Source organism: Enterococcus sp. AZ091 (genome assembly GCF_051714805.1).
Taxonomy (GTDB): Bacteria; Bacillota; Bacilli; order Lactobacillales; family Enterococcaceae; genus Enterococcus_D; species Enterococcus_D gallinarum.
This window is the reverse complement of record NZ_JBIOSO010000001.1, coordinates 2,432,412-2,451,861: the sequence shown is the minus strand read 5'-3', so window position 1 is coordinate 2,451,861 and position 19,450 is coordinate 2,432,412. Positions and strand designations below refer to the sequence as shown.

Here is a 19,450-nt window from a genome sequence, read left to right as displayed (position 1 = left end):
GACAACAAAAATTTCATTGAAAAGAAGGTTGCCCATGATCGTATCAGATATTAAAGAATTAATTGGTAAGACACCGATTTTTCAGTTTTTAGCCACTGACTACGGCGGAGAAAGCCAAAGCCGGATCTATGCGAAATTAGAATACTTAAACCCTGGAGGTAGTATCAAAGACCGATTAGGCAGTTATTTGATCTCAGAAGCAGTTGCTGCTGGAAGAATAACGAAAGACACAACCGTGATTGAACCCACCGCTGGCAATACTGGGATTGGCTTAGCTTTAGCCGGTTTGGCATATGGATTAGACATGCTTTTTGTGATTCCAGAGACATTCAGTCAAGAAAAGCAACAACTAATCAAAGCCTTAGGAGCACGAATCATTCACTCGCCTAATCAAGAAGGCATGCAAGGGGCAATCAGGAAAGCCAAATTTCTTGCTGATCAATTGCCAAACTCTTTTTTGCCGCTACAGTTTGAAAATGAACAAAATCCGGCTGCCTATTATCGAACGTTAGGTCCGGAAATCGTTCAAGAAATTCCTGAGAGAATTGACAGTTTTGTAGCAGGAGTGGGGAGTGGCGGGACTTTCGCCGGGACAGGCGCGTATTTAAAGTCGATAGATTCTACTATACGTTTGATTGCTGTGGAACCAGAGGGATCGATCTTGAATGGCGGGCCTGCTCATGAACATGCGATCGAGGGGATAGGCGTTGAAGAGAGGCCGATCTTTTTTAAGAGTCTTATGCCAGACAGCATTGAGACTATCAGTGATCCAGAGGGATTTTATTATACCCGGTTGCTGGCAGCCCGTCATGGTCTATTGGTAGGCAGTTCCAGCGGTGCAGCATTTGCAGCCGCTATCCGAGAAAGCAAGCGACTGCCAAAGGGAAGCACGATCGTCACTATCTTTCCTGACAGTGGAGATCGCTACTTGTCAAAAAATATTTATGGTCAACTAGAGGAGGCATAAACATGGAATTTCGCACAAAATTGATTCATGCTGGGATCAGTCAAGATCAAGAAACGGGGGCTGTCAGTGTACCTATCTATCAAACGTCTACCTACAAGCAAGTAGCTGTGGGACAGCCAAAACAATATGAGTACTCTCGTTCGGGCAATCCTACACGGTTTGCATTAGAAGAACTGATTGCTGAACTAGAAGAAGGCATACGTGGGTTTGCTTTTGCTTCAGGTTTAGCAGCAACCCATACTATTTTTTCTTTATTTCAGTCCGGAGACCATATTTTGTTGGGAGATGATGTCTATGGAGGCACCTTTCGACTGCTTCAGAAAATCTTCAAAAAAAATGGATTGACGTATACATTGGTCAAGACTGATGATCCCCAAGCGATTCAGCGAATTGCCGCAGCGATTCGGCCAGAAACAAGAGGAATCTTTCTGGAGACGCCTACTAATCCTTTGTTGAAAATCACAGATATTCAACAAGTTGCCACGATTGCTAAGAAAAAGGATCTCTTGACCATCGTTGATAACACATTTGCGACACCTTATTTTCAGCGCCCACTGGCATTAGGTGCCGATATTGTCATTCATAGTGCAACGAAATATCTGGGGGGCCATAGTGATGTCGTTGCTGGGTTAGTCGTAACCAATCAAGCGGAACTAGCTGAGCAAATTGGTTTTCTGCAAAATGCTATAGGTGGTGTGTTAGGGCCTCATGACAGCTGGCTAGTTCAGCGGAGCATCAAAACATTGGCTTTGAGGATGGAAGCCCATCAAGCCAATGCACTAAAAATCGCCACATTTCTTCAAGAACATGCAGCTGTAGCTAGAGTTTATTATCCGGGGTTATCAAGCCATAAAGGACATGAGATCGCCAAAAAACAAATGTCTGGTTTTAGCGGGATGATTTCATTTGAATTAAAAGCCGAAAACCGAGTAGCTGCGTTTGTTGAATCGCTAACTATTTTTACACTAGCTGAAAGTTTAGGTGGCGTTGAAAGTTTAGTTGAAGTTCCTGCGGTCATGACGCATGCTTCAATTCCACCTTCAATCAGAGAAAAAGCGGGAATCAAAGATGGCTTGATCCGTTTGTCTATTGGTATTGAAGACGCTGCCGATTTATGGACGGACTTAAAGCAAGGATTAGAAAGGGTGCTGGAAGATGGGGCGTGAATTCATTCCGATTTTTTCTGAGTGGGCCAAGCAATATGACGAGACCGTCAAAGGGAAAGATGAAGAATATCGGGAGGTTTTTCTTCATTATCCAGAATTGTTAGCAAATATTGCTGAAAAAGCAGGAGATTCTGTGATAGAATTTGGTAGTGGTACGGGAAATTTGACGTTGGAGTTGATTCGCAGAAAGAAAACAGTGTTCGCGATCGAGCCATCGGCTGCGATGCGTCAAGTAGCTGAGGCAAAGCCGGAGTTGTCACAGGTAACTTTTATTGATGGAGATATGGAACAATTTCCACAGATCAATTTTCCAATCGATACGATCGTTTCTAGTTATGTCTTTCATCACTTGAATGAAACAGAGAAACAGCGAGTGATCAAAAGATATAAAGCGCTGCTTTCTGAAGGCGGAAAAGTCATTATAGGGGATACGATGTTTTTATCCCCTGAGCATAAAGAAAGCATCCTAAGAAAGGCAATCAAAGCCAATCACTTACGATTAGCAGCGGATCTGCAACGAGAATACTACCCATTCATACCAGATATTGAAACCTATTTTCGAGCCAATGGTTATACCAGTCGCTTTAAACAAATCAATGCTTTTGTTTGGCTCGTCGAAGCGAGAGGAGAAAAAGAATGAAAATGAACGTGGAAAGCTTTAATCTAGATCATACGAAAGTCAAGGCACCTTATGTACGGGTCGCTGACAAAAAACAAGGAACAAAAGATACGATTATCAAATATGATGTTCGATTGAAACAACCGAATCAAGCACATATGGAGATGGCTAGCCTCCACTCATTAGAGCACTTGACCGCAGAATTGATTCGTAATCATGCCGATTACATTGTTGACTGGTCTCCGATGGGCTGTCAAACAGGATTTTATCTAACGGTTTTAAATCATGAAGATTATGATGAAATTTTAACTGTGTTAGAAAAAACGATGGAAGATGTGTTGAAAGCGACAGAAGTTCCAGCTAGTAACGAAGTCCAATGCGGCTGGGCAGCCAACCATACCTTAGAAGGCGCCCAACAATTGGCAAGGGAGTTTTTAGCCGAACGGGAGAACTGGTCAACCGTCTTTGCTTAAATCCATTCTAAAAAGCTGTAAGCCACACGAAACATTTCAGCGTGGTTTACAGCTTTTTTTGTTTTGTTACGTAGAAAGAACCTTCTGAATACGTTAGTAACAGTGATATACTATTCTTACTATAATATTTTTTTGCAACTTTTTTGTTGTTCACTCGTCTATATAAGTAAGGAGGGGTAGTGTTGGAGGAGATTTATCAGATCTATTACGAGAAAATTCAGCACTACTTTCAAAAAAGAGTGGGGGATGAGTATCAAGCAGAGGATTTAACGCAAGATGTATTTGTTAAAGTTTTTTTGGCTTTGCCAAAGACAAAGCCAGATGACTTTGAGAGGTGGCTCTTTACGATTGCTAAGTTTACACTATATGATTTTTACCGTCGTAAGCGGTATCTTTTGGTAGCAGAAGAAGTCGATACTTTGATGCAGGAGATTCCTATCGAAGACCAAGATAGTCTTGAAAAAGAAGAAGCACTCCGTCATGTGAATCAATTGCCTAACAAATTAAGGCATCCTTTGATATTGGCGATTCGCGGCTATAGCTATCAAGAAATAGCAGAAATATTAAATCTAACGTTAAGTACAGTGAAATCTCGTGTTTTTCAAGCGAGAAAACAAGTGAAAAGCAGGTGGTCACATGGATAAAAAACAGTACCAGCGATTACAAAAGTCAGTGGATCGTACAAAGAAAAGCATGGTACTCCAAATGATCTATAGCGTGTTGTTTTGGGGGATGGTAGTGCTTGTTTTATGCTACTTTTTACCATTAGCCTATTATCGTGCAACCGGAAATGACCGCGAGGATTATCAATCGATTCCTTCGGCGATGAATGCTCCATATTCGGAAGATGCGCTCAAGAATGATACGTTAGAGAAGTACCGCTACTATTGGTATGAGATGGGACAGCGAAACCTCCATTACGATCCTATCAATCGGCAATCTCTGCTTGCATTTTTGGGGAAAGAGGACGTTTATCCGGTCATTTCTCGTTTAGGAAATCAGAAGACGGTCGCGTACACAGTCGAAAATCGCTATATTTTTGATCAGGCAGTTCAGACAATTGTTTCCAGCGATACGCTGACCGCATTTGCTCCCTCTGCAACACTATATGAGCCAGGCAATGCGGTTTCGACCTATGACTCCTTTCTCGCCTATTTACGTTCACTCGGCGAGTACAAGCAGGCTGAAATTTCTATTACTTTAAAAAATCCTCAAATTCCTAGTGAGCTAAGGGAAAAACTGGCTGATTTGTCTGTTCAACATTATAGTATTGATTATCATTCAGGCAATATTTTTGGTTATTCAGATGAAATGGTTCGTCAGACAACAGGAAATGATTATGATCGGCAAGTAACAGAAAGCGTCACGCAAGGACTGGATTTTTTGGAAAAATATTATCCGACTTTTGGGGATCTAGGCTGGGATAGTCCTGACAATCTCCATTTTACCAATGATCTTACCAATCAAATCAATTTCTATGATTTCGGCGACATTCTAGATTATGTCAAAGATAATGGTGTGAAAGTAAGTGCCGTTCATGTATCGGCCTCTTGCACTGAATTAGCTCGATGGTTAGCGGAGAATCGGTCGCTTGTCATGAGAGTCCAGCTGCAGCAGCTCTCAGATATCATGGTCCAAGATGTAATCACGGAAGGAGAATGAGTATTGTTGAAAAAAATTCCATTTAGCAAACTATTCCGTTGGTTTGCAAAAGGGTATTCATTGGTGTTTTTGTCTTGTTATGTTTTCAGTCGTTTCATTCTTTTTCGTTTCAGTTCTTTTAGGTTAAGCACAGGGGGTGATCAACTAACAACCAGAACCTATTCAGGTAATTTGATTGGCTTATTGTTTGAACCGACTATTTTATTGCTGATCATTGGCGGTTTGCTGTATCTTGCTTGGAAAGAAAAACACTGGATTAGAGAATTGATGTATCCAGTTGTTGTTTTGTTATTAATAGTCATTGGAACAATTCTTTATTGATCAAAGGAGGGTATGGGATGAGTTTTTTCAAGGAAATAAAGGAGCAGCGGCAGCAAAAGAAAGAAGTGAAGAAACAAGAATTGCGTAAAAAGAACGCTGAATTAAGGAAACAAGGAAAAGATCCGCTGAAAGGCTGGGGGCAAATGATGGATACTGGTGCTGGGGGATTCAACAAAGCCAATCCAATCGATACAAAAGTTTATTTTGGTGAAAAGCAGAAACGAATCGCTTTAGAAGCACAGCACAAAAAGCAGCAACGAGAAACTAAAATGTCAGATGAATAACAAAATCCGCAGAAAACGACCAAGTTTTCTGCGGATTTTGTTTAGATATTCAAGACTTTGTCTAAAAAGTCTTTGGTCCGTTCGTTTTTCGGACTAGTGAAAATTTGTTCTGGTGTGCCGTCTTCGAGGAAATTTCCGCCATCGATAAACATGACGCGATTGGCTACTTCTTTAGCAAAACCCATCTCATGGGTAACGATAACCATCGTCATGCCTTGTTTTGCCAATTTTTTCATAACATTCAAAACATCGCCGACCATTTCAGGGTCCAACGCAGATGTAGGTTCATCAAACAGCATAACATCAGGATTCATAGCTAATGCACGGGCGATGGCTACCCGTTGTTTTTGACCACCAGATAGATTGTCTGGATACATGTCTTTTTTGTCAGCCAAACCCACTGTGTCCAGCAATTGAATGGCTTTTGATTCAGCTTCATTACGGGACATCTTTTTTAAATCCATCGGTGCTAAGATAATATTCTCTAGTACAGAAAGATGAGGAAACAGATTGAAATGTTGAAAAACCATGCCAATGTGTTGACGGACGGCATTGATATTGGTGTTTTTATCCATTAGATGAGCACCATCGATAATGATATCACCACTAGTAGGTTCTTCTAAACGGTTCAAGCAACGCAGGAAAGTAGATTTTCCTGAGCCAGAAGGACCGATGACACAAACGACTTCACCTTCTTGGATCGAGACATTGATATCATTTAAAACAGTGTTATCCCCATATTTTTTTACAAGATTTTCGACTAAGATTTTTTCCTTCATTTATTTCACCTTCTTTTCTAAAACTTTAGCAAGTTTTGTTAAGGCTGTGATAACAATTAGATACATGACAGCAACGATTAGATAAACATAGGTACTTTGTGTGGTTCTTGCGACAATGATCTTACCAGTTTGCAGCAGCTCCACAACACCAATAACCGAAATGATTGTCGTATCTTTCAGCGAGATAACGAATTGATTGACGAAAGATGGGATCATGATCTTGATGGCTTGCGGCAAAATGATTTTTTGCATGGTTCGGGTATAGGTCAATCCCAAACTGCGGGAAGCTTCCATTTGGCCTACAGGAACAGCCTTGATCCCTCCGCGAACGATTTCTGCGATATACGCACTAGCGTTCAGTGTCAAAGTGATGACTCCTGCAGCAAAGTCGGGGATTGTTATCCCAATTGCATCCGAAAGGCCAAAGAAAATGAAGAAAGCTAACACCATCATTGGTATCCCGCGAATAATATCGACATAGATACCGGCGAAGATACGCAAAGCTCGGATTGGGGACACGCTGAAGAGTCCCAAGATGATCCCAATGATCAACGCTAAAGCAAAGGAGATCAATGCAAGCAGCAGGGTATTCCATAAACCTTTTAGCAAAACTTTGTAATTGTTTTTGATTAAACCAGCGACTGTTGATTCATCGGCTTTCTTTTCTGTAGCCGAACCGTCTTTGATATAACGGCCGACGATTTCATCGTATTCGCCAGTTCGTTTCATTTCTTTTAACGCTTCATTGAACATTTGGATCAATTCAGGATTTTGCCCTTTTTTGACGGCAAACCCATATTGTCCGCCCACTTCTTTTTCAATCGGCGTACTTAGTTTTTGTCCTTGACTGATGGCGTAGCCAATGACTGGGTAATCATCCATCATGGCGTCGATCTGACCGCCACTGACTGCAGCATAAAGTTGATCAGCTGCGTCATAATACTTAATGGTATAGCCGTATTTGTCTTCATTTTCAATCAAGAAGTCTGCACTCTCGGTACCAACTTTAGCACCAACTGTTTTTCCTTCTAAATCTTCATAAGACTTGATACTATCGTTTCCTTCTTTGACCGCAATTTGAATACCACTTTCAAAGTAGGAGTCTGAGAAGTCATACGCTTTTTTGCGTTCATCATTGATACTCATCCCAGCAATCATACCATCCGCTTGATTCCCATCTAACGCTTGTAGCGCTCCTGAGAAACCAATGAAATTAAACTCAATGTTGAATCCTTGCATTTCCGCCGCTCTAGTTAAGAGATCGACATCGATTCCGACATATTCATTGTCTTCATTTTGAAACTCGAAAGGTGCGAATGCAGAGTCACTTGAGATTCGATAGACGTCTTTTTTCGGTTCAACTTTAACCATTTCACTTGCTTCATCAGAAGTGCTTTCTGATGAAGCAATATAAGTAGCAATGATTTCGTCGTATTTACCACTGGATTTCAACTCTTTTAGACCAGCGTTGAATTTAGCCAGTAATTCAGAATTTTGGCCTTTTTTGACTGCGAACCCGTAAGATGCCCCTTTTTCAGGCTCACCCACAAGTTTCATAGCTTCACCATTACTAATCGCATAACCTAAGACTGGATAGTCATCAAAGATGGCCACAACTGTTCCATTGCGAACGGCACCATAAAGCCCGCTAGCATCATCATAGTTTTTGATAGAGTAGCCATATTTTTTTTGATTGGTTTCTAGAAAACGAGCACTCTCGGTATCAACTTTAGCGCCAACTGTTTTATCTTTCAAATCAGCGTAAGTTTTGATATCTTGGTTGTCTTTTGCGACAGCCATCTGAATCCCACTGTCGAAGTAAGGATCTGAAAAATCAAAGGTTTCTTTCCGTTCGTCTGTAATACTCATCCCAGCGATCATCCCATCAAGTTGATTGGATTGGACGCCCTGTAACGAGGAATCAAAGCCTAATGGGCGCAAATCAACAGCAAAGCCTTGATCTTCAGCAATAGCATTTAACAGATCAATGTCGATCCCTACATACTCATTTTTTTCGTTTTGAAATTCGAAAGGAGCAAATGTCAGGTCTGTTCCGATTTTATACGTTGTTTCTGCTGCACTGACTGGCTTGTTCGCAAAAGCGAAAAAGCAGAAAATCACTGAAAACAGTGCACAAAACATATATTTTCTTTTCAAGAAAATTCCCCCTTTTGATTTTAACGTATTTTTAGATTATAGGTATTTTTGTAAAAACACACAAGTCTTTCGGTCAATATTTGCAAAAAACAGCGCTATTTCTGACATTGGGTGTTAGAAAAACTGACATCTTAAGTAAAATTAAACTAGCAGAATAAAAAGTACAAAAGATGGCGAAAGTATGTTCGCTATGGTATACTATTCTATGGAAAAGCGTCAGCTTTCTTTTTGTTTCACGGACGCTTCGCAAATATAAATACAGGGGGAATGAAGATGATCGAAAGAACGACTTCCCATGAATTTGAATTAATCTCAAAATATCAGCCGGCAGGAGATCAGCCAGAAGCCATCCATCAATTGGTCGATGGCGTCGTTGGGGGCAAGAAGGCGCAGATTTTGTTGGGGGCAACTGGAACAGGTAAAACCTATACTGTTTCAAACTTGATCAAAGAGGTCAATAAGCCAACACTGATTATCGCACACAACAAAACGTTGGCGGGTCAATTATACGGTGAGTTCAAGGAATTCTTTCCTAATAATGCAGTAGAATATTTTGTCAGCTATTATGACTATTATCAACCAGAAGCATATGTACCTTCCAGTGATACTTACATTGAGAAAGATTCAAGTATCAATGATGAGATCGACAAGCTGCGGCACTCGGCGACCAGTTCATTACTGGAACGCAACGATGTGATCGTGGTTGCTTCAGTCTCTTGTATTTTTGGTTTGGGTTCACCAATCGAATATGCTAAGCAAGTGGTTTCTTTACGAGTAGGAATGGAAAAACCGCGGGATCAACTACTGAAAGAAATGATCGACATACAATTTGAACGCAATGATATCGATTTCCAACGAGGACGCTTTCGTGTTCGAGGAGATGTGGTAGAAATTTTTCCGGCATCGCGGGACGAGCGGGCATTACGCATCGAGTTTTTTGGCGATGAGATCGATCGAATTCGAGAAGTGGATGCGTTGACTGGGGAGATTTTAGGGGAAACAGAACACGTTTCTATTTTCCCAGCTACTCACTTTGTGACCAACGAAGACCATATGGAACATGCTATCGCTTCGATACAAAAAGAACTCGAAGATCGATTAGCTGTTCTTCGAAGTGAGAACAAATTATTGGAAGCACAACGTTTAGAGCAACGCACCAATTATGATATCGAAATGTTGCGGGAAATGGGCTACACATCCGGGATCGAAAACTATTCACGACACATGGATGGGCGCAAAGAAGGCGAACCACCTTACACGTTGCTGGACTTCTTTCCTGATGATTTCCTGATCGTGATTGACGAGTCTCACGTAACGATGCCCCAGATTCGTGGGATGTACAACGGCGACCGTGCCCGCAAACAAATGCTGGTGGATTATGGCTTTCGTTTACCGTCTGCGTTAGATAACCGGCCGTTACGTTTAGAAGAATTTGAAGAACATGTGAATCAGATCGTTTATGTCTCAGCAACGCCGGGATCTTACGAGCATGAACAAACGGATACCGTTATCCAACAGATCATTCGTCCAACAGGGTTATTGGATCCAGTAGTAGAGGTTCGCCCGATCATGGGGCAAATTGATGATCTTGTAGGAGAAATCAATGAGCGGGTAGAGAAAGATCAACGGGTCTTTGTTACCACATTGACGAAAAAAATGGCAGAGGATCTGACCGATTATTTTAAAGAGTTAGGAATCAAAGTCAAATATCTTCATAGCGACGTCAAGACACTTGAGCGGACAGAGATCATTCGCGATTTGCGGCTTGGTGAATTTGATGTATTAGTCGGGATCAATCTGCTTCGAGAAGGGATCGACGTTCCTGAAGTTTCTCTCGTAGCGATCTTAGATGCAGATAAAGAAGGATTCTTGCGTAGTGAGCGTTCTTTGGTCCAAACAATTGGTCGAGCTGCTCGGAATTCTGATGGTAAAGTGATCATGTATGCGGATAAAATGACTGACTCTATGCAGCGAGCGATTGATGAAACAAGTCGCCGCCGCAGTATCCAAGAGGCGTATAATAAAGAGCATGGCATCGAACCAAAAACGATCATTAAGGAAATTCGCGATTTGATCGCTATTACGAAAGTTGCGGAAGAGTCAGGCGATTATACAACCACTTCGTATGAAGACATGACTCGTGAAGAGAAAGCAACTCTCTTACTGAAACTGGAAAAAGAAATGAAAGATGCCGCAAAAGCATTAGACTTTGAAACTGCAGCTACTTTACGAGACACGATCTTGGAATTGAAAGCAGCTGAGTAAAAGGAGACAAGAGAATGGCAAATGATAAAATCGTAATCCATGGCGCTCGCGCACACAATTTAAAGAACATTGATGTGACGATTCCTAGAGATAAACTGGTTGTTGTGACCGGTTTGTCTGGTTCAGGAAAGAGCTCTTTGGCGTTTGATACCCTTTATGCAGAAGGACAGCGGCGGTATGTGGAAAGCTTGTCTGCATATGCACGACAATTTCTAGGACAAATGGATAAGCCAGATGTGGATAGTATCGATGGACTGAGTCCAGCGATCTCCATTGATCAGAAAACGACGAGTAAGAATCCTCGCTCAACGGTCGGTACGGTGACCGAGATCAATGACTATCTGCGTTTGCTGTACGCCCGTATTGGACACCCGATCTGCCCGAATGATCATATTGAGATCACTAGTCAATCAGTGGAACAAATGGTCGACGAAGTACTGGCATTGCCAGATCGGACAAAGATCCAGTTGTTGGCACCGATCGTTTATCAAAAGAAAGGCCAGCACAAAAAAGTTTTTGAAATGATTCAACGAGAAGGGTATGTGAGGATTCGAGTAGACGGTGAAATCTATGATGTTTCTGAAGCGCCTGAACTGGAAAAAAATAAAAAACACGACATCGCCATCGTGATTGACCGGATCGTTGTCAAAGAGGGCATTCGTTCGCGATTGTTTGATTCTTTTGAAGCCGCATTACGTTTGGCAGATGGCTACGCTGTAGTAGATGTGATTGGTCAAGAAGAAATGTTGTTTAGTGAACACTATTCTTGTCCTTATTGCGGATTCACAGTAGGCGAGTTAGAACCACGTTTGTTTTCTTTCAATGCACCTTTTGGGGCTTGTCCGGATTGTGATGGATTAGGGGTAAAATTAGAAGTTGATACTGATCTAGTGATTCCTGATACTAGCAAAACGTTGCGTGAAGGTGCGATCGTTCCTTGGAATCCCATCAGTTCACAATATTATCCACAAATGCTGGAACAAGCTTGCTTGGAATTCAATATTGACATGGACACGCCTTTTGAAGAATTGCCAGAAGAACACCAAGCAATTATTTTGAATGGTTCCAATGGCGAAATGTTCCATTTTCATTATGAAAATGATTTTGGCGGTGTACGGGACGTTGAAGTACCCTTTGAAGGAATTCTTCCTAATATCAAACGTCGCTATCATGAAACCAATAGTGATTTCACCCGGGAACAAATGCGTCTGTACATGACAGAATTGACCTGTAAAACCTGTCATGGCTACCGGCTAAACCCGCAAGCATTATCCGTCAAAGTGAATGGCAAGCATATTGGTGAACTTAGTGAGATGGCAATTAACAACGCCTTATCATTTGTCGAAAAATTAACGCTTTCTGAACAAGAAAAGATGATCGCAAAACCGATCGTCAAAGAAGTGGATGACCGGTTAAGCTTTTTGCGCAATGTGGGATTGGATTATTTGACTTTAAGTCGGGCTTCTGGCACTTTGTCCGGGGGCGAAGCTCAACGTATTCGCTTAGCGACACAAATTGGTTCCAATCTTTCTGGTGTGCTTTATATCTTGGATGAACCTTCGATCGGTCTTCATCAGAGAGACAATGACCGCTTATTGGATTCATTGCGTAAGATGAGAGATCTTGGCAATACATTGATTGTGGTCGAACATGATGAAGACACCATGCGTTCTGCCGATTATTTGATTGATGTAGGTCCGGGAGCTGGACATGCTGGCGGCGAGATCGTTGCAGCAGGGACCCCAGAGGAAGTTGCGGCTAATGAACATTCGCTGACTGGACAATATCTTTCAGGAAAACGGGAGATTCCAACGCCGGCAGAACGTCGAGCAGGACATGGACAGTCCATTCGCTTGACTGGAGCAGCTGAGAACAACTTGAAAAATGTCAGCGTTGATTTCCCTCTTGGAAAGTTTATTGCTGTGACTGGGGTATCTGGTTCGGGAAAATCAACATTAGTGAATGAAATTTTGAAAAAAGCTTTAGCACAAAAAATCAACCGCAATTCGAACAAACCGGGAAAATATAAGAAACTAACCGGATATGAAGCAATCGAAAAGCTAATCGACATTGACCAAAGTCCCATCGGGCGAACCCCTCGAAGTAATCCGGCAACTTATACAAGTGTTTTTGACGACATTCGTGATTTGTTTGCAAAAACCAATGAAGCCAAAGTCCGCGGTTATAAAAAAGGTCGCTTCAGCTTTAATGTCCGCGGCGGTCGCTGTGAGGCATGTAAAGGAGATGGGATCATCAAGATCGAGATGCATTTCTTGCCGGATGTCTATGTTCCTTGTGAGGTTTGCCACGGCAAACGATACAATTCAGAAACCCTCGAAGTGCATTACAAAGGGAAGAATATAGCAGAGATCCTTGAGATGACGGTCGAAGATGCTGTCGAATTCTTCAAACATATTCCTAAGATCCATCGAAAATTACAAACGATCGTTGATGTAGGTCTAGGGTATGTCACGATGGGGCAACCGGCAACCACTTTATCAGGTGGGGAAGCACAGCGAATGAAACTTGCCAGTGAACTCCACAAAAATTCTCATGGAAAAAGCTTCTATATATTAGATGAACCTACAACTGGTTTGCATACGGATGATATTGCTCGTTTATTGAAAGTCTTGGAGCGTTTTGTTGATGCAGGGAATACAGTTCTAGTGATCGAGCATAATCTTGATGTGATCAAATCAGCAGATCATGTGATTGATTTAGGTCCAGAAGGCGGCGAGGGCGGAGGAACGATCCTTGCAACTGGTACACCTGAAGAGATAGCAGCAGTTCCTGAAAGCTATACCGGAAAATACCTCAAGAAAGTCTTATGAGAGAGGTAGGATAAAGGCGGAGATAAAGGGGATTTTAGCAAAATTTAATATTTACTGTAATAATTCTGCAAATTCTCAAATAACTCTTGTAATGCACCGTTTATTTGTTAAAATAGCAATAGGTAAATGTCTATTCGTAACAGAATAAACGACCTATAAGTTCTATCCGTTCAAAGAAGAGGAAGGCAATCAGAGGTACATACTTTGATTGCTTTTTTCTTTATGGTATTATAGGTCTGTTGTAACAAAGTAAATAGGTAAAAATCTAAATTTATATATGCAAAAGAGAGAGTGGTTTTATGAATCCGGAAAAATTCGTTCCTATTTTGTTAGGAAGCGATATGAATGTCTATGGTATGGCAAGAGCCTTTCACGAAGCATATGGCATCCAGTCAATTGCTTATGCTGGGACACAGCTTGCCCCCACCCGCTATAGCAAAATCGTCAAGGTCAATCAAGTAGCAGGATTTGATCATGATCCTGGTTTTTTAGATACATTGATTGATTTGGCAAAAACCACTTATAACGATCCCTCTATGGCTTATTTGTTGATTCCTTGCGGGGATGGTTATGCTGAATTGTTAGCGAAACATAAAGCAGATTTAGCGTCATATTACACATTTATTGCGAATGATTATTCTTTGTTGAAACGATTAATCAATAAAGTGAGTTTCTATGAAGTGTGTGAAGAGTTTGGCTTACCTTATCCAAAAACTTTTATTTTGACACCAGATCTATTAGAGGATGGCCGCTTTACTCAAGAACTGCCATTTGAGTTTCCCGTGGCATTGAAACCGGCAAATAGTGTCGCCTGGTTATCTGTTGATTTCGAAGGACGGAAGAAAGCCTTTATTATTGAAGATCGTGCCGAGTTCGATAAGATTGTTGAGCGGATTTATCAAGCTGGCTATAATTACGAGATGATCGTGCAAGATTTTATTCCAGGGGATGACAGCAATATGCGTGTGCTGAATGCCTATGTTGATAAAGACCATAATGTACGAGTGATGGCATTGGGTCATCCACTTTTAGAAGATCCAACTCCTGGAGCAGTCGGCAATTACGTGGTTATTCTGCCGGATGAAAACCAACAAATCTATCAAATGATTTCGACGTTCTTAAAACAAATTCAATATGTTGGCTTTGCCAATTTTGATTTGAAATATGATAGCCGAGATGGGCAATACAAATTATTTGAAATCAATCTTCGTCAGGGGAGAAGTAGCTTTTTCATCACATTAAGTGGATTGAATCTTGCTAAATTTCTGACAGAAGACTTAGTATTTGATGTGCCTTTCCAAGAAACTGTTTATGGGAAAGCAGACGCTCCAACAGCGAAGCTTTGGTTGGGTGTACCGAAAAACATCTTTTTGGATTATGCCAATGAAAATGAAGAAAAAGAACGGGCTAAAAAGCTGCTAGCCGAAAATCGCTGGGGGACTACCGTTTTTTATGACAAAGATTTCTCAATCAAACGTTGGATTCTACTAAAAAGAATGTTCTATCTTTACAACAAACGATTTAAACTGCATTTCCATTCGAAAGAAGGCTAGTCTATGGAAAACTTCTTTAGTATCTTAGGTGGAATGGGAACGATGGCGACTGAAAGTTTTGTACGAATCTTGAACCGTCGAACCGTTGCTCATAAAGACCAAGATTATTTGAACTATGTGTTATTCAATCATGCGACAGTGCCAGATCGCACTGCGTATATCTTGAACAACGATTTAGAAGATCCTGTTCCTTATTTGCTTGATGATATCGCTAAACAGAACTTATTACAGCCAAATTTTATTGTGCTGACATGTAATACTGCGCATTATTTCTTTGATCAGTTGCAAGAAGCCACACCAATTCCGCTGCTTCACATGCCACGGGAAGCTGCTAAATCTTTGCAAAAAGAAGGTGTTACCGGGAAAGTGGCCTTTTTAGGAACAGAAGGTAGTATCAAGGCTGGGATTTATGAAGCCGAGTTACGTGCTTGTGGCTTTGATGTCTACTTGCCTGAGCCGCAATTACAACAAAAAGTAAATACATTGATTTATGATCGGATCAAAGAATCTGATACATTAGACCAAGATCTTTATTTTGAGATCTTAGAAGAAGTAACGCATAAAATTGGTTGTGAGAAAGCTGTTCTAGGCTGTACCGAACTTTCATTGATGGAAGAATTCACGGAAAATAATCCTTATCCGGTAGTCGATGCGCAATCGATTTTAGTCGATCGAACAATTGAAAAAGCGTTAACTTATCGAAATTGAGCGAGGCATTGACATGGGAGTCAACTCTCATGTTGATGCTTTTTTTGTGCGGTAGTGTTTAAATGATACGCCCGGCATGATATACTGTTAATGAGTGAGGAAGGAGTTTTACGATGACAGAAGTAGATAATTTAGAACTAGTGATCATCACTGGTATGAGTGGAGCAGGAAAAACCGTTGCTATTCAAAGTTTTGAGGACATGGGCTATTTTTGTATTGACAACATGCCGCCGAGTTTAATTCCTAAATTCTGGGAATTGATCAAAGAGTCAGGGAAAGTGACCAAAATTGCATTGGTCGTTGATTTGCGTTCGCGTTCCTTTTTTGAAGAAATCCAAAGCATGCTGATCGATATCGAGAATACTCGATTCATCGATACAAAAATATTGTTCTTAGATGCTACAGACAATGAGTTGGTTTCTCGTTATAAAGAGACACGCAGAGCCCATCCCCTTGCGATGGACGGCTTAATAACGGAAGGGATCCGTAAAGAGCGTGCGATCTTGGAAGACTTGAAGACAAAAGCGAATATCGTGATCGACACGACAACTTTAACACCAAGACAGCTGCGAGAAAAGATCAATCAAGAATTTCGTTCTTCCCATGAACATGGATTTCGGGTGGAAGTTGTTTCCTTTGGCTTCAAATACGGATTGCCTATCGATGCGGATATCGTGATGGACGTGCGATTCTTACCAAACCCACATTATATACCCGAATTGCGTCCGCTAACGGGAAAAGATGAAACCGTATATGACTATGTCATGTCTTTTCCAGAAACTGAAGAGTTTTATCAGCAATTTGAGACATTGCTTGAAACTATAATGCCTGGGTATATCAAAGAAGGAAAAAGCAGTTTGACGGTCGCAATTGGTTGTACGGGCGGACAACATCGTTCGGTCGCTTTATCTGAACGGATCAGCGCTGCTTTAGCAAAAAATTACAAAGTCAATGTGACCCATCGTGACAAAGATAAGCGCAAAGAGACGGTGAATCGATCATGAAAATGAAAACCTATCGAATCCGTAAACCTAAGATCGTTGTCATTGGGGGCGGAACTGGCCTGCCGGTCATTTTAAAAAGTTTGCGGAATCAAGGTGTTGATATCACAGCAATTGTGACGGTCGCAGATGATGGTGGCAGCAGTGGTGAGATCCGCAACCTAGTTTCGTCTATTTCGCCTCCAGGTGATTTGCGCAATGTGCTGGCTGCTTTGTCAGATATGCCGCAACTCTATAATGATATTTTTCAGTATCGGTTCAAGAAAGAAGACAAATTTCTTGCAAACCATGCCTTAGGTAATTTGATCATTGCCGCCATTGCGGAAATGCGCAACAGTACCTATGAAGCGATCCAGATACTTTCAAAAATCATGCACATTGATGGCCATGTCTATCCCTCTTCTGACCAACCTTTGATTCTGCACGCTGTTTTTAAAGACGGGACAGAAGCAGTGGGAGAATCCAAAATTGCCTTGGATCGTAAAACCATCGATCACGTGTTTGTGCGGAATCAAGATGACGAAAATGAACCCAAAGCTGCACGTAAAGTTGTGACGTCGATATTAGAAGCTGATATGATCGTATTAGGACCGGGTAGCTTGTTTACGAGTATCTTGCCGAATTTGATGATCAGTGAGATCGGACAGGCGTTGCTAGAAACGGCAGCGGAGACTGTTTACATCTGCAATATCATGACGCAAAAAGGGGAAACAGAACACTTTACTGATGCAGATCATGTTCGAGTTTTGCATCAACATTTAGGGAAGTCTTTTATTGATACCGTGTTAGTCAATACAGAGAAGGTCCCAGAAGGCTATATGGATCCAGAAATCTACGATGAATACCTTGTCCAAGTGAAACATGACTTCCAAGGACTGCGGAATGAAAGTTGTCGCGTGGTTTCAGCGGATTTCTTAGAGTTACGTGATGGCGGTGTCTTTCATGACGGTGATAAAGTGATCGATGAATTACTGCGGATCGTCTACGGTGCCAAAATCTAGAAAGGAGGCGACGCTATGTCCTTTGCAGCAGAAGTCAAAAAGGAACTGACATCACTAGAAGTACATCGGGAACATGCAAAAGCAGAATTAGCTGCTTTGATACGAATGAATGGATCGTTAAGTATTAATAACCAGCAGTTCGTTCTCAATGTGCAAACAGAAAATGCTGCCATTGCTCGGCGGATTTATTCCTTATTGAAAGATCACTACAATGTCCGAAGTGAGCTGTTGGTTCGTAGAAAAATGAAGTTGAAAAAGAACAATGTTTACATCGTTCGCTTAAAACAAGAGACCAAACGTGTATTGCTAGATTTGGATATTATGGATGGATTGATGTTTCATAGTCATGTATCGGATGAAATTATGGGGAATGCCCAAAAAATGCGTTCCTATTTACGGGGGGCATTTATGGCATCAGGTTCAGTCAACAATCCAGAGACCAGCCGCTATCATTTAGAAATCTATTCGATCTATGAAGAGCACAATCAAGATATCTGCGATATGTTGAACTATTATGGATTGAATGCGCGAGCCCTTGAACGACGAAATGGCTTTATTTCTTATTTAAAGGGCGCAGAAAAAATCGCCGATTTTCTCACACTGATCGGCGCGACCAATTCGATGCTCAAGTTTGAAGATGTTCGGATTGTCCGCGACATGCGCAATTCAGTCAATCGTTTGGTTAATTGTGAAACAGCAAATATGAACAAGACCATCGATGCAGCTTCCAAACAGATTGACAATATTGAATTTATTCAACAACGGGTGGGGCTGGGAGCTCTTCCAGAGAAGCTGCAGGAAATTGCCGAATTGCGATTGGAACATCCTGAAGTCAGCTTGAAGGAGTTGGGAGAGATGATTCCTTCTGGAGCGATCTCCAAATCAGGCATCAACCATCGAATCCGTAAAATCAATGAATTTGCGGATCGTTTGCGAGATAAAGTCAGTTAAACTAACCTGTGCCACAGGTCATAACAAGACAACAGTTGAAGGGATAGAATGAAGCTAAAACGGCTAAGTATCAAGTAGTTTTGGCTTCGTTGGACCGCACGTGCGAGTCGATTATCCTTCAAGAGTGGGTTGCTGTTAGAACTGTGGCACAGGTTTTATTCATTGATCAATTGTGTCAACTCATCCGCTGAGATTGATTCATCGAAAATGTGACTGCCTACGATAACGGTCGGCACAAATTGAATATTTGCTTTTCGGGCTTCTTCCACGATTTCACCAGCATACGTGGAATGGTTATGTTCGGTTAATCCTAACTGTTTTTGCGCAAATTCTGCAACCTCCTCTAAAGTTAAATGTCCCCATTGATCTTGTGTTTGATAGATTTTAGTAATATCTGCGATCGTTTGAGCAGGATTATCCGTTGCTACAAACCGATGCATCACATTTCCCCGTTGAAGAGACTCTTTTTCTTTATCGAATAATTTGATCACTCGTTGAACTTTTCCCGCAGCAACAGCTTCGGTTAGGATCGGCAATGACTCTTCAAACCATTTGCGGCAATAAGGACAACGAAGATTCATGAATTCAATGATTGGCTTAGCATTTTCATCACCAATCTTGATTCCTGTAGTCGTATTTGTTTCTTTAGCTTTGATAATTGAAATATCCATGTTTCATCCTCCTTTTTTTTTAAGTTTAACAGAATTTCAAC

At 41.4% G+C, this 19,450-nt stretch carries 18 protein-coding genes; 15 read left to right on the top strand and 3 right to left on the bottom strand.

Translation table 11 applies throughout. The annotated features are described in order from the left end of the window. The first annotated feature begins 34 nt into the window (after nt 1-34). The 8 genes from IGJ28_RS12095 (at nt 35) to IGJ28_RS12060 (ending at nt 5,492) form a co-directional block, all read left to right on the top strand. Nucleotides 35-967 (top strand): PLP-dependent cysteine synthase family protein, encoded by a 933-nt coding sequence (locus IGJ28_RS12095; protein ID WP_252711905.1) that lies wholly within the window; start codon nt 35-37, stop codon nt 965-967. A 2-nt stretch (nt 968-969) separates the two neighbouring features. Beyond that, nucleotides 970-2,133, top strand: a complete 1,164-nt coding sequence (locus IGJ28_RS12090) for a cystathionine gamma-synthase (protein WP_438845415.1) — start codon at nt 970-972, stop codon at nt 2,131-2,133. Beyond that, nucleotides 2,123-2,773, top strand: coding sequence for a class I SAM-dependent methyltransferase (locus tag IGJ28_RS12085; protein WP_252711906.1), 651 nt, complete (start codon nt 2,123-2,125; stop codon nt 2,771-2,773). Before IGJ28_RS12090 ends, IGJ28_RS12085 begins: the two co-directional genes overlap by 11 nt. Further along, nucleotides 2,770-3,225, top strand: a complete 456-nt coding sequence (locus IGJ28_RS12080; protein WP_003126404.1) for an S-ribosylhomocysteine lyase — start codon at nt 2,770-2,772, stop codon at nt 3,223-3,225. The genes IGJ28_RS12085 and IGJ28_RS12080 overlap by 4 nt, the downstream gene beginning before the upstream one ends. A 179-nt stretch (nt 3,226-3,404) precedes the next feature. Beyond that, nucleotides 3,405-3,869, top strand: coding sequence for an RNA polymerase sigma factor (locus tag IGJ28_RS12075; protein ID WP_003126405.1), 465 nt, complete (start codon nt 3,405-3,407; stop codon nt 3,867-3,869). Then, entirely contained in the window at nt 3,862-4,887 is a 1,026-nt protein-coding gene (locus IGJ28_RS12070) for a hypothetical protein (RefSeq protein WP_438845414.1), read from the top strand. Before IGJ28_RS12075 ends, IGJ28_RS12070 begins: the two co-directional genes overlap by 8 nt. Nucleotides 4,888-4,890: 3 nt before the next feature. Continuing rightward, nucleotides 4,891-5,208, top strand: coding sequence for a hypothetical protein (locus IGJ28_RS12065; protein WP_081132009.1), 318 nt, complete (start codon nt 4,891-4,893; stop codon nt 5,206-5,208). 17 nt (nt 5,209-5,225) lie between these two features. Continuing rightward, complete coding sequence (locus IGJ28_RS12060; protein ID WP_252711908.1) at nt 5,226-5,492, top strand: hypothetical protein; 267 nt, start codon at nt 5,226-5,228, stop codon at nt 5,490-5,492. A gap of 41 nt (nt 5,493-5,533) precedes the next feature. Here the strand turns inward: IGJ28_RS12060 and IGJ28_RS12055 are convergent, their stop codons facing one another. Next, nucleotides 5,534-6,271 (bottom strand): amino acid ABC transporter ATP-binding protein, encoded by a 738-nt coding sequence (locus IGJ28_RS12055; RefSeq protein WP_003126409.1) that lies wholly within the window; start codon nt 6,269-6,271, stop codon nt 5,534-5,536. After that, on the bottom strand, nt 6,272-8,428 hold the full coding sequence (locus IGJ28_RS12050) for an amino acid ABC transporter substrate-binding protein/permease (protein ID WP_438845413.1): 2,157 nt from the start codon (nt 8,426-8,428) through the stop codon (nt 6,272-6,274). It lies immediately after the preceding gene. 273 nt (nt 8,429-8,701) lie between these two features. On the opposite strand from IGJ28_RS12050, the gene uvrB reads away from it, so the two are divergent. The 7 genes from uvrB to whiA all read left to right on the top strand — a co-directional run bounded on the left by uvrB (nt 8,702) and on the right by whiA (nt 18,738). Further along, nucleotides 8,702-10,693 carry an excinuclease ABC subunit UvrB gene (gene uvrB / locus IGJ28_RS12045; RefSeq protein WP_252711909.1) on the top strand — a complete coding sequence of 664 codons (1,992 nt, stop codon included), beginning with the start codon at nt 8,702-8,704 and terminating at the stop codon, nt 10,691-10,693. Between the two features lie 14 nt (nt 10,694-10,707). Next, nucleotides 10,708-13,524, top strand: coding sequence for an excinuclease ABC subunit UvrA (gene uvrA / locus IGJ28_RS12040; RefSeq protein ID WP_438845412.1), 2,817 nt, complete (start codon nt 10,708-10,710; stop codon nt 13,522-13,524). Nucleotides 13,525-13,823: 299 nt separating this feature from the next. Continuing rightward, entirely contained in the window at nt 13,824-15,077 is a 1,254-nt protein-coding gene (locus IGJ28_RS12035) for a carboxylate--amine ligase (RefSeq protein WP_252711910.1), read from the top strand. A gap of 3 nt (nt 15,078-15,080) precedes the next feature. Then, on the top strand, nt 15,081-15,785 hold the full coding sequence (locus tag IGJ28_RS12030; protein ID WP_021149805.1) for an amino acid racemase: 705 nt from the start codon (nt 15,081-15,083) through the stop codon (nt 15,783-15,785). Between the two features lie 113 nt (nt 15,786-15,898). Continuing rightward, nucleotides 15,899-16,789, top strand: coding sequence for an RNase adapter RapZ (rapZ, locus tag IGJ28_RS12025; protein ID WP_003126416.1), 891 nt, complete (start codon nt 15,899-15,901; stop codon nt 16,787-16,789). Beyond that, nucleotides 16,786-17,787 carry a gluconeogenesis factor YvcK family protein gene (locus tag IGJ28_RS12020; protein WP_005471344.1) on the top strand — a complete coding sequence of 334 codons (1,002 nt, stop codon included), beginning with the start codon at nt 16,786-16,788 and terminating at the stop codon, nt 17,785-17,787. The genes rapZ and IGJ28_RS12020 overlap by 4 nt, the downstream gene beginning before the upstream one ends. Nucleotides 17,788-17,802: 15 nt before the next feature. Beyond that, complete coding sequence (whiA, locus tag IGJ28_RS12015) at nt 17,803-18,738, top strand: DNA-binding protein WhiA (RefSeq protein ID WP_003126418.1); 936 nt, start codon at nt 17,803-17,805, stop codon at nt 18,736-18,738. Nucleotides 18,739-18,893: 155 nt separating this feature from the next. Here whiA and IGJ28_RS12010 read toward each other — a convergent pair whose 3' ends face one another. After that, the gene (locus tag IGJ28_RS12010; RefSeq protein ID WP_156247453.1) at nt 18,894-19,409 is read right to left on the bottom strand and encodes a DsbA family protein; all 516 of its coding nucleotides are present in this window, start codon (nt 19,407-19,409) and stop codon (nt 18,894-18,896) included. Nucleotides 19,410-19,450 lie beyond the last annotated feature (41 nt).

What these genes read in the sequence shown, in the direction of transcription:
- IGJ28_RS12060 (WP_252711908.1), top strand. Translation starts at nt 5,226, where the DNA reads ATGAGTTTTTTCAAGGAAATAAAGGAGCAGCGGCAGCAAAAGAAAGAA.
- uvrA (WP_438845412.1), top strand. Translation starts at nt 10,708, where the DNA reads ATGGCAAATGATAAAATCGTAATCCATGGCGCTCGCGCACACAATTTA.
- IGJ28_RS12035 (WP_252711910.1), top strand. Translation starts at nt 13,824, where the DNA reads ATGAATCCGGAAAAATTCGTTCCTATTTTGTTAGGAAGCGATATGAAT.
- IGJ28_RS12055 (WP_003126409.1), bottom strand. Translation starts at nt 6,271, where the DNA reads ATGAAGGAAAAAATCTTAGTCGAAAATCTTGTAAAAAAATATGGGGAT.
- IGJ28_RS12070 (WP_438845414.1), top strand. Translation starts at nt 3,862, where the DNA reads ATGGATAAAAAACAGTACCAGCGATTACAAAAGTCAGTGGATCGTACA.
- rapZ (WP_003126416.1), top strand. Translation starts at nt 15,899, where the DNA reads ATGACAGAAGTAGATAATTTAGAACTAGTGATCATCACTGGTATGAGT.
- uvrB (WP_252711909.1), top strand. Translation starts at nt 8,702, where the DNA reads ATGATCGAAAGAACGACTTCCCATGAATTTGAATTAATCTCAAAATAT.
- whiA (WP_003126418.1), top strand. Translation starts at nt 17,803, where the DNA reads ATGTCCTTTGCAGCAGAAGTCAAAAAGGAACTGACATCACTAGAAGTA.
- IGJ28_RS12030 (WP_021149805.1), top strand. Translation starts at nt 15,081, where the DNA reads ATGGAAAACTTCTTTAGTATCTTAGGTGGAATGGGAACGATGGCGACT.
- IGJ28_RS12085 (WP_252711906.1), top strand. Translation starts at nt 2,123, where the DNA reads ATGGGGCGTGAATTCATTCCGATTTTTTCTGAGTGGGCCAAGCAATAT.
- IGJ28_RS12095 (WP_252711905.1), top strand. Translation starts at nt 35, where the DNA reads ATGATCGTATCAGATATTAAAGAATTAATTGGTAAGACACCGATTTTT.
- IGJ28_RS12010 (WP_156247453.1), bottom strand. Translation starts at nt 19,409, where the DNA reads ATGGATATTTCAATTATCAAAGCTAAAGAAACAAATACGACTACAGGA.
- IGJ28_RS12080 (WP_003126404.1), top strand. Translation starts at nt 2,770, where the DNA reads ATGAAAATGAACGTGGAAAGCTTTAATCTAGATCATACGAAAGTCAAG.
- IGJ28_RS12090 (WP_438845415.1), top strand. Translation starts at nt 970, where the DNA reads ATGGAATTTCGCACAAAATTGATTCATGCTGGGATCAGTCAAGATCAA.
- IGJ28_RS12020 (WP_005471344.1), top strand. Translation starts at nt 16,786, where the DNA reads ATGAAAATGAAAACCTATCGAATCCGTAAACCTAAGATCGTTGTCATT.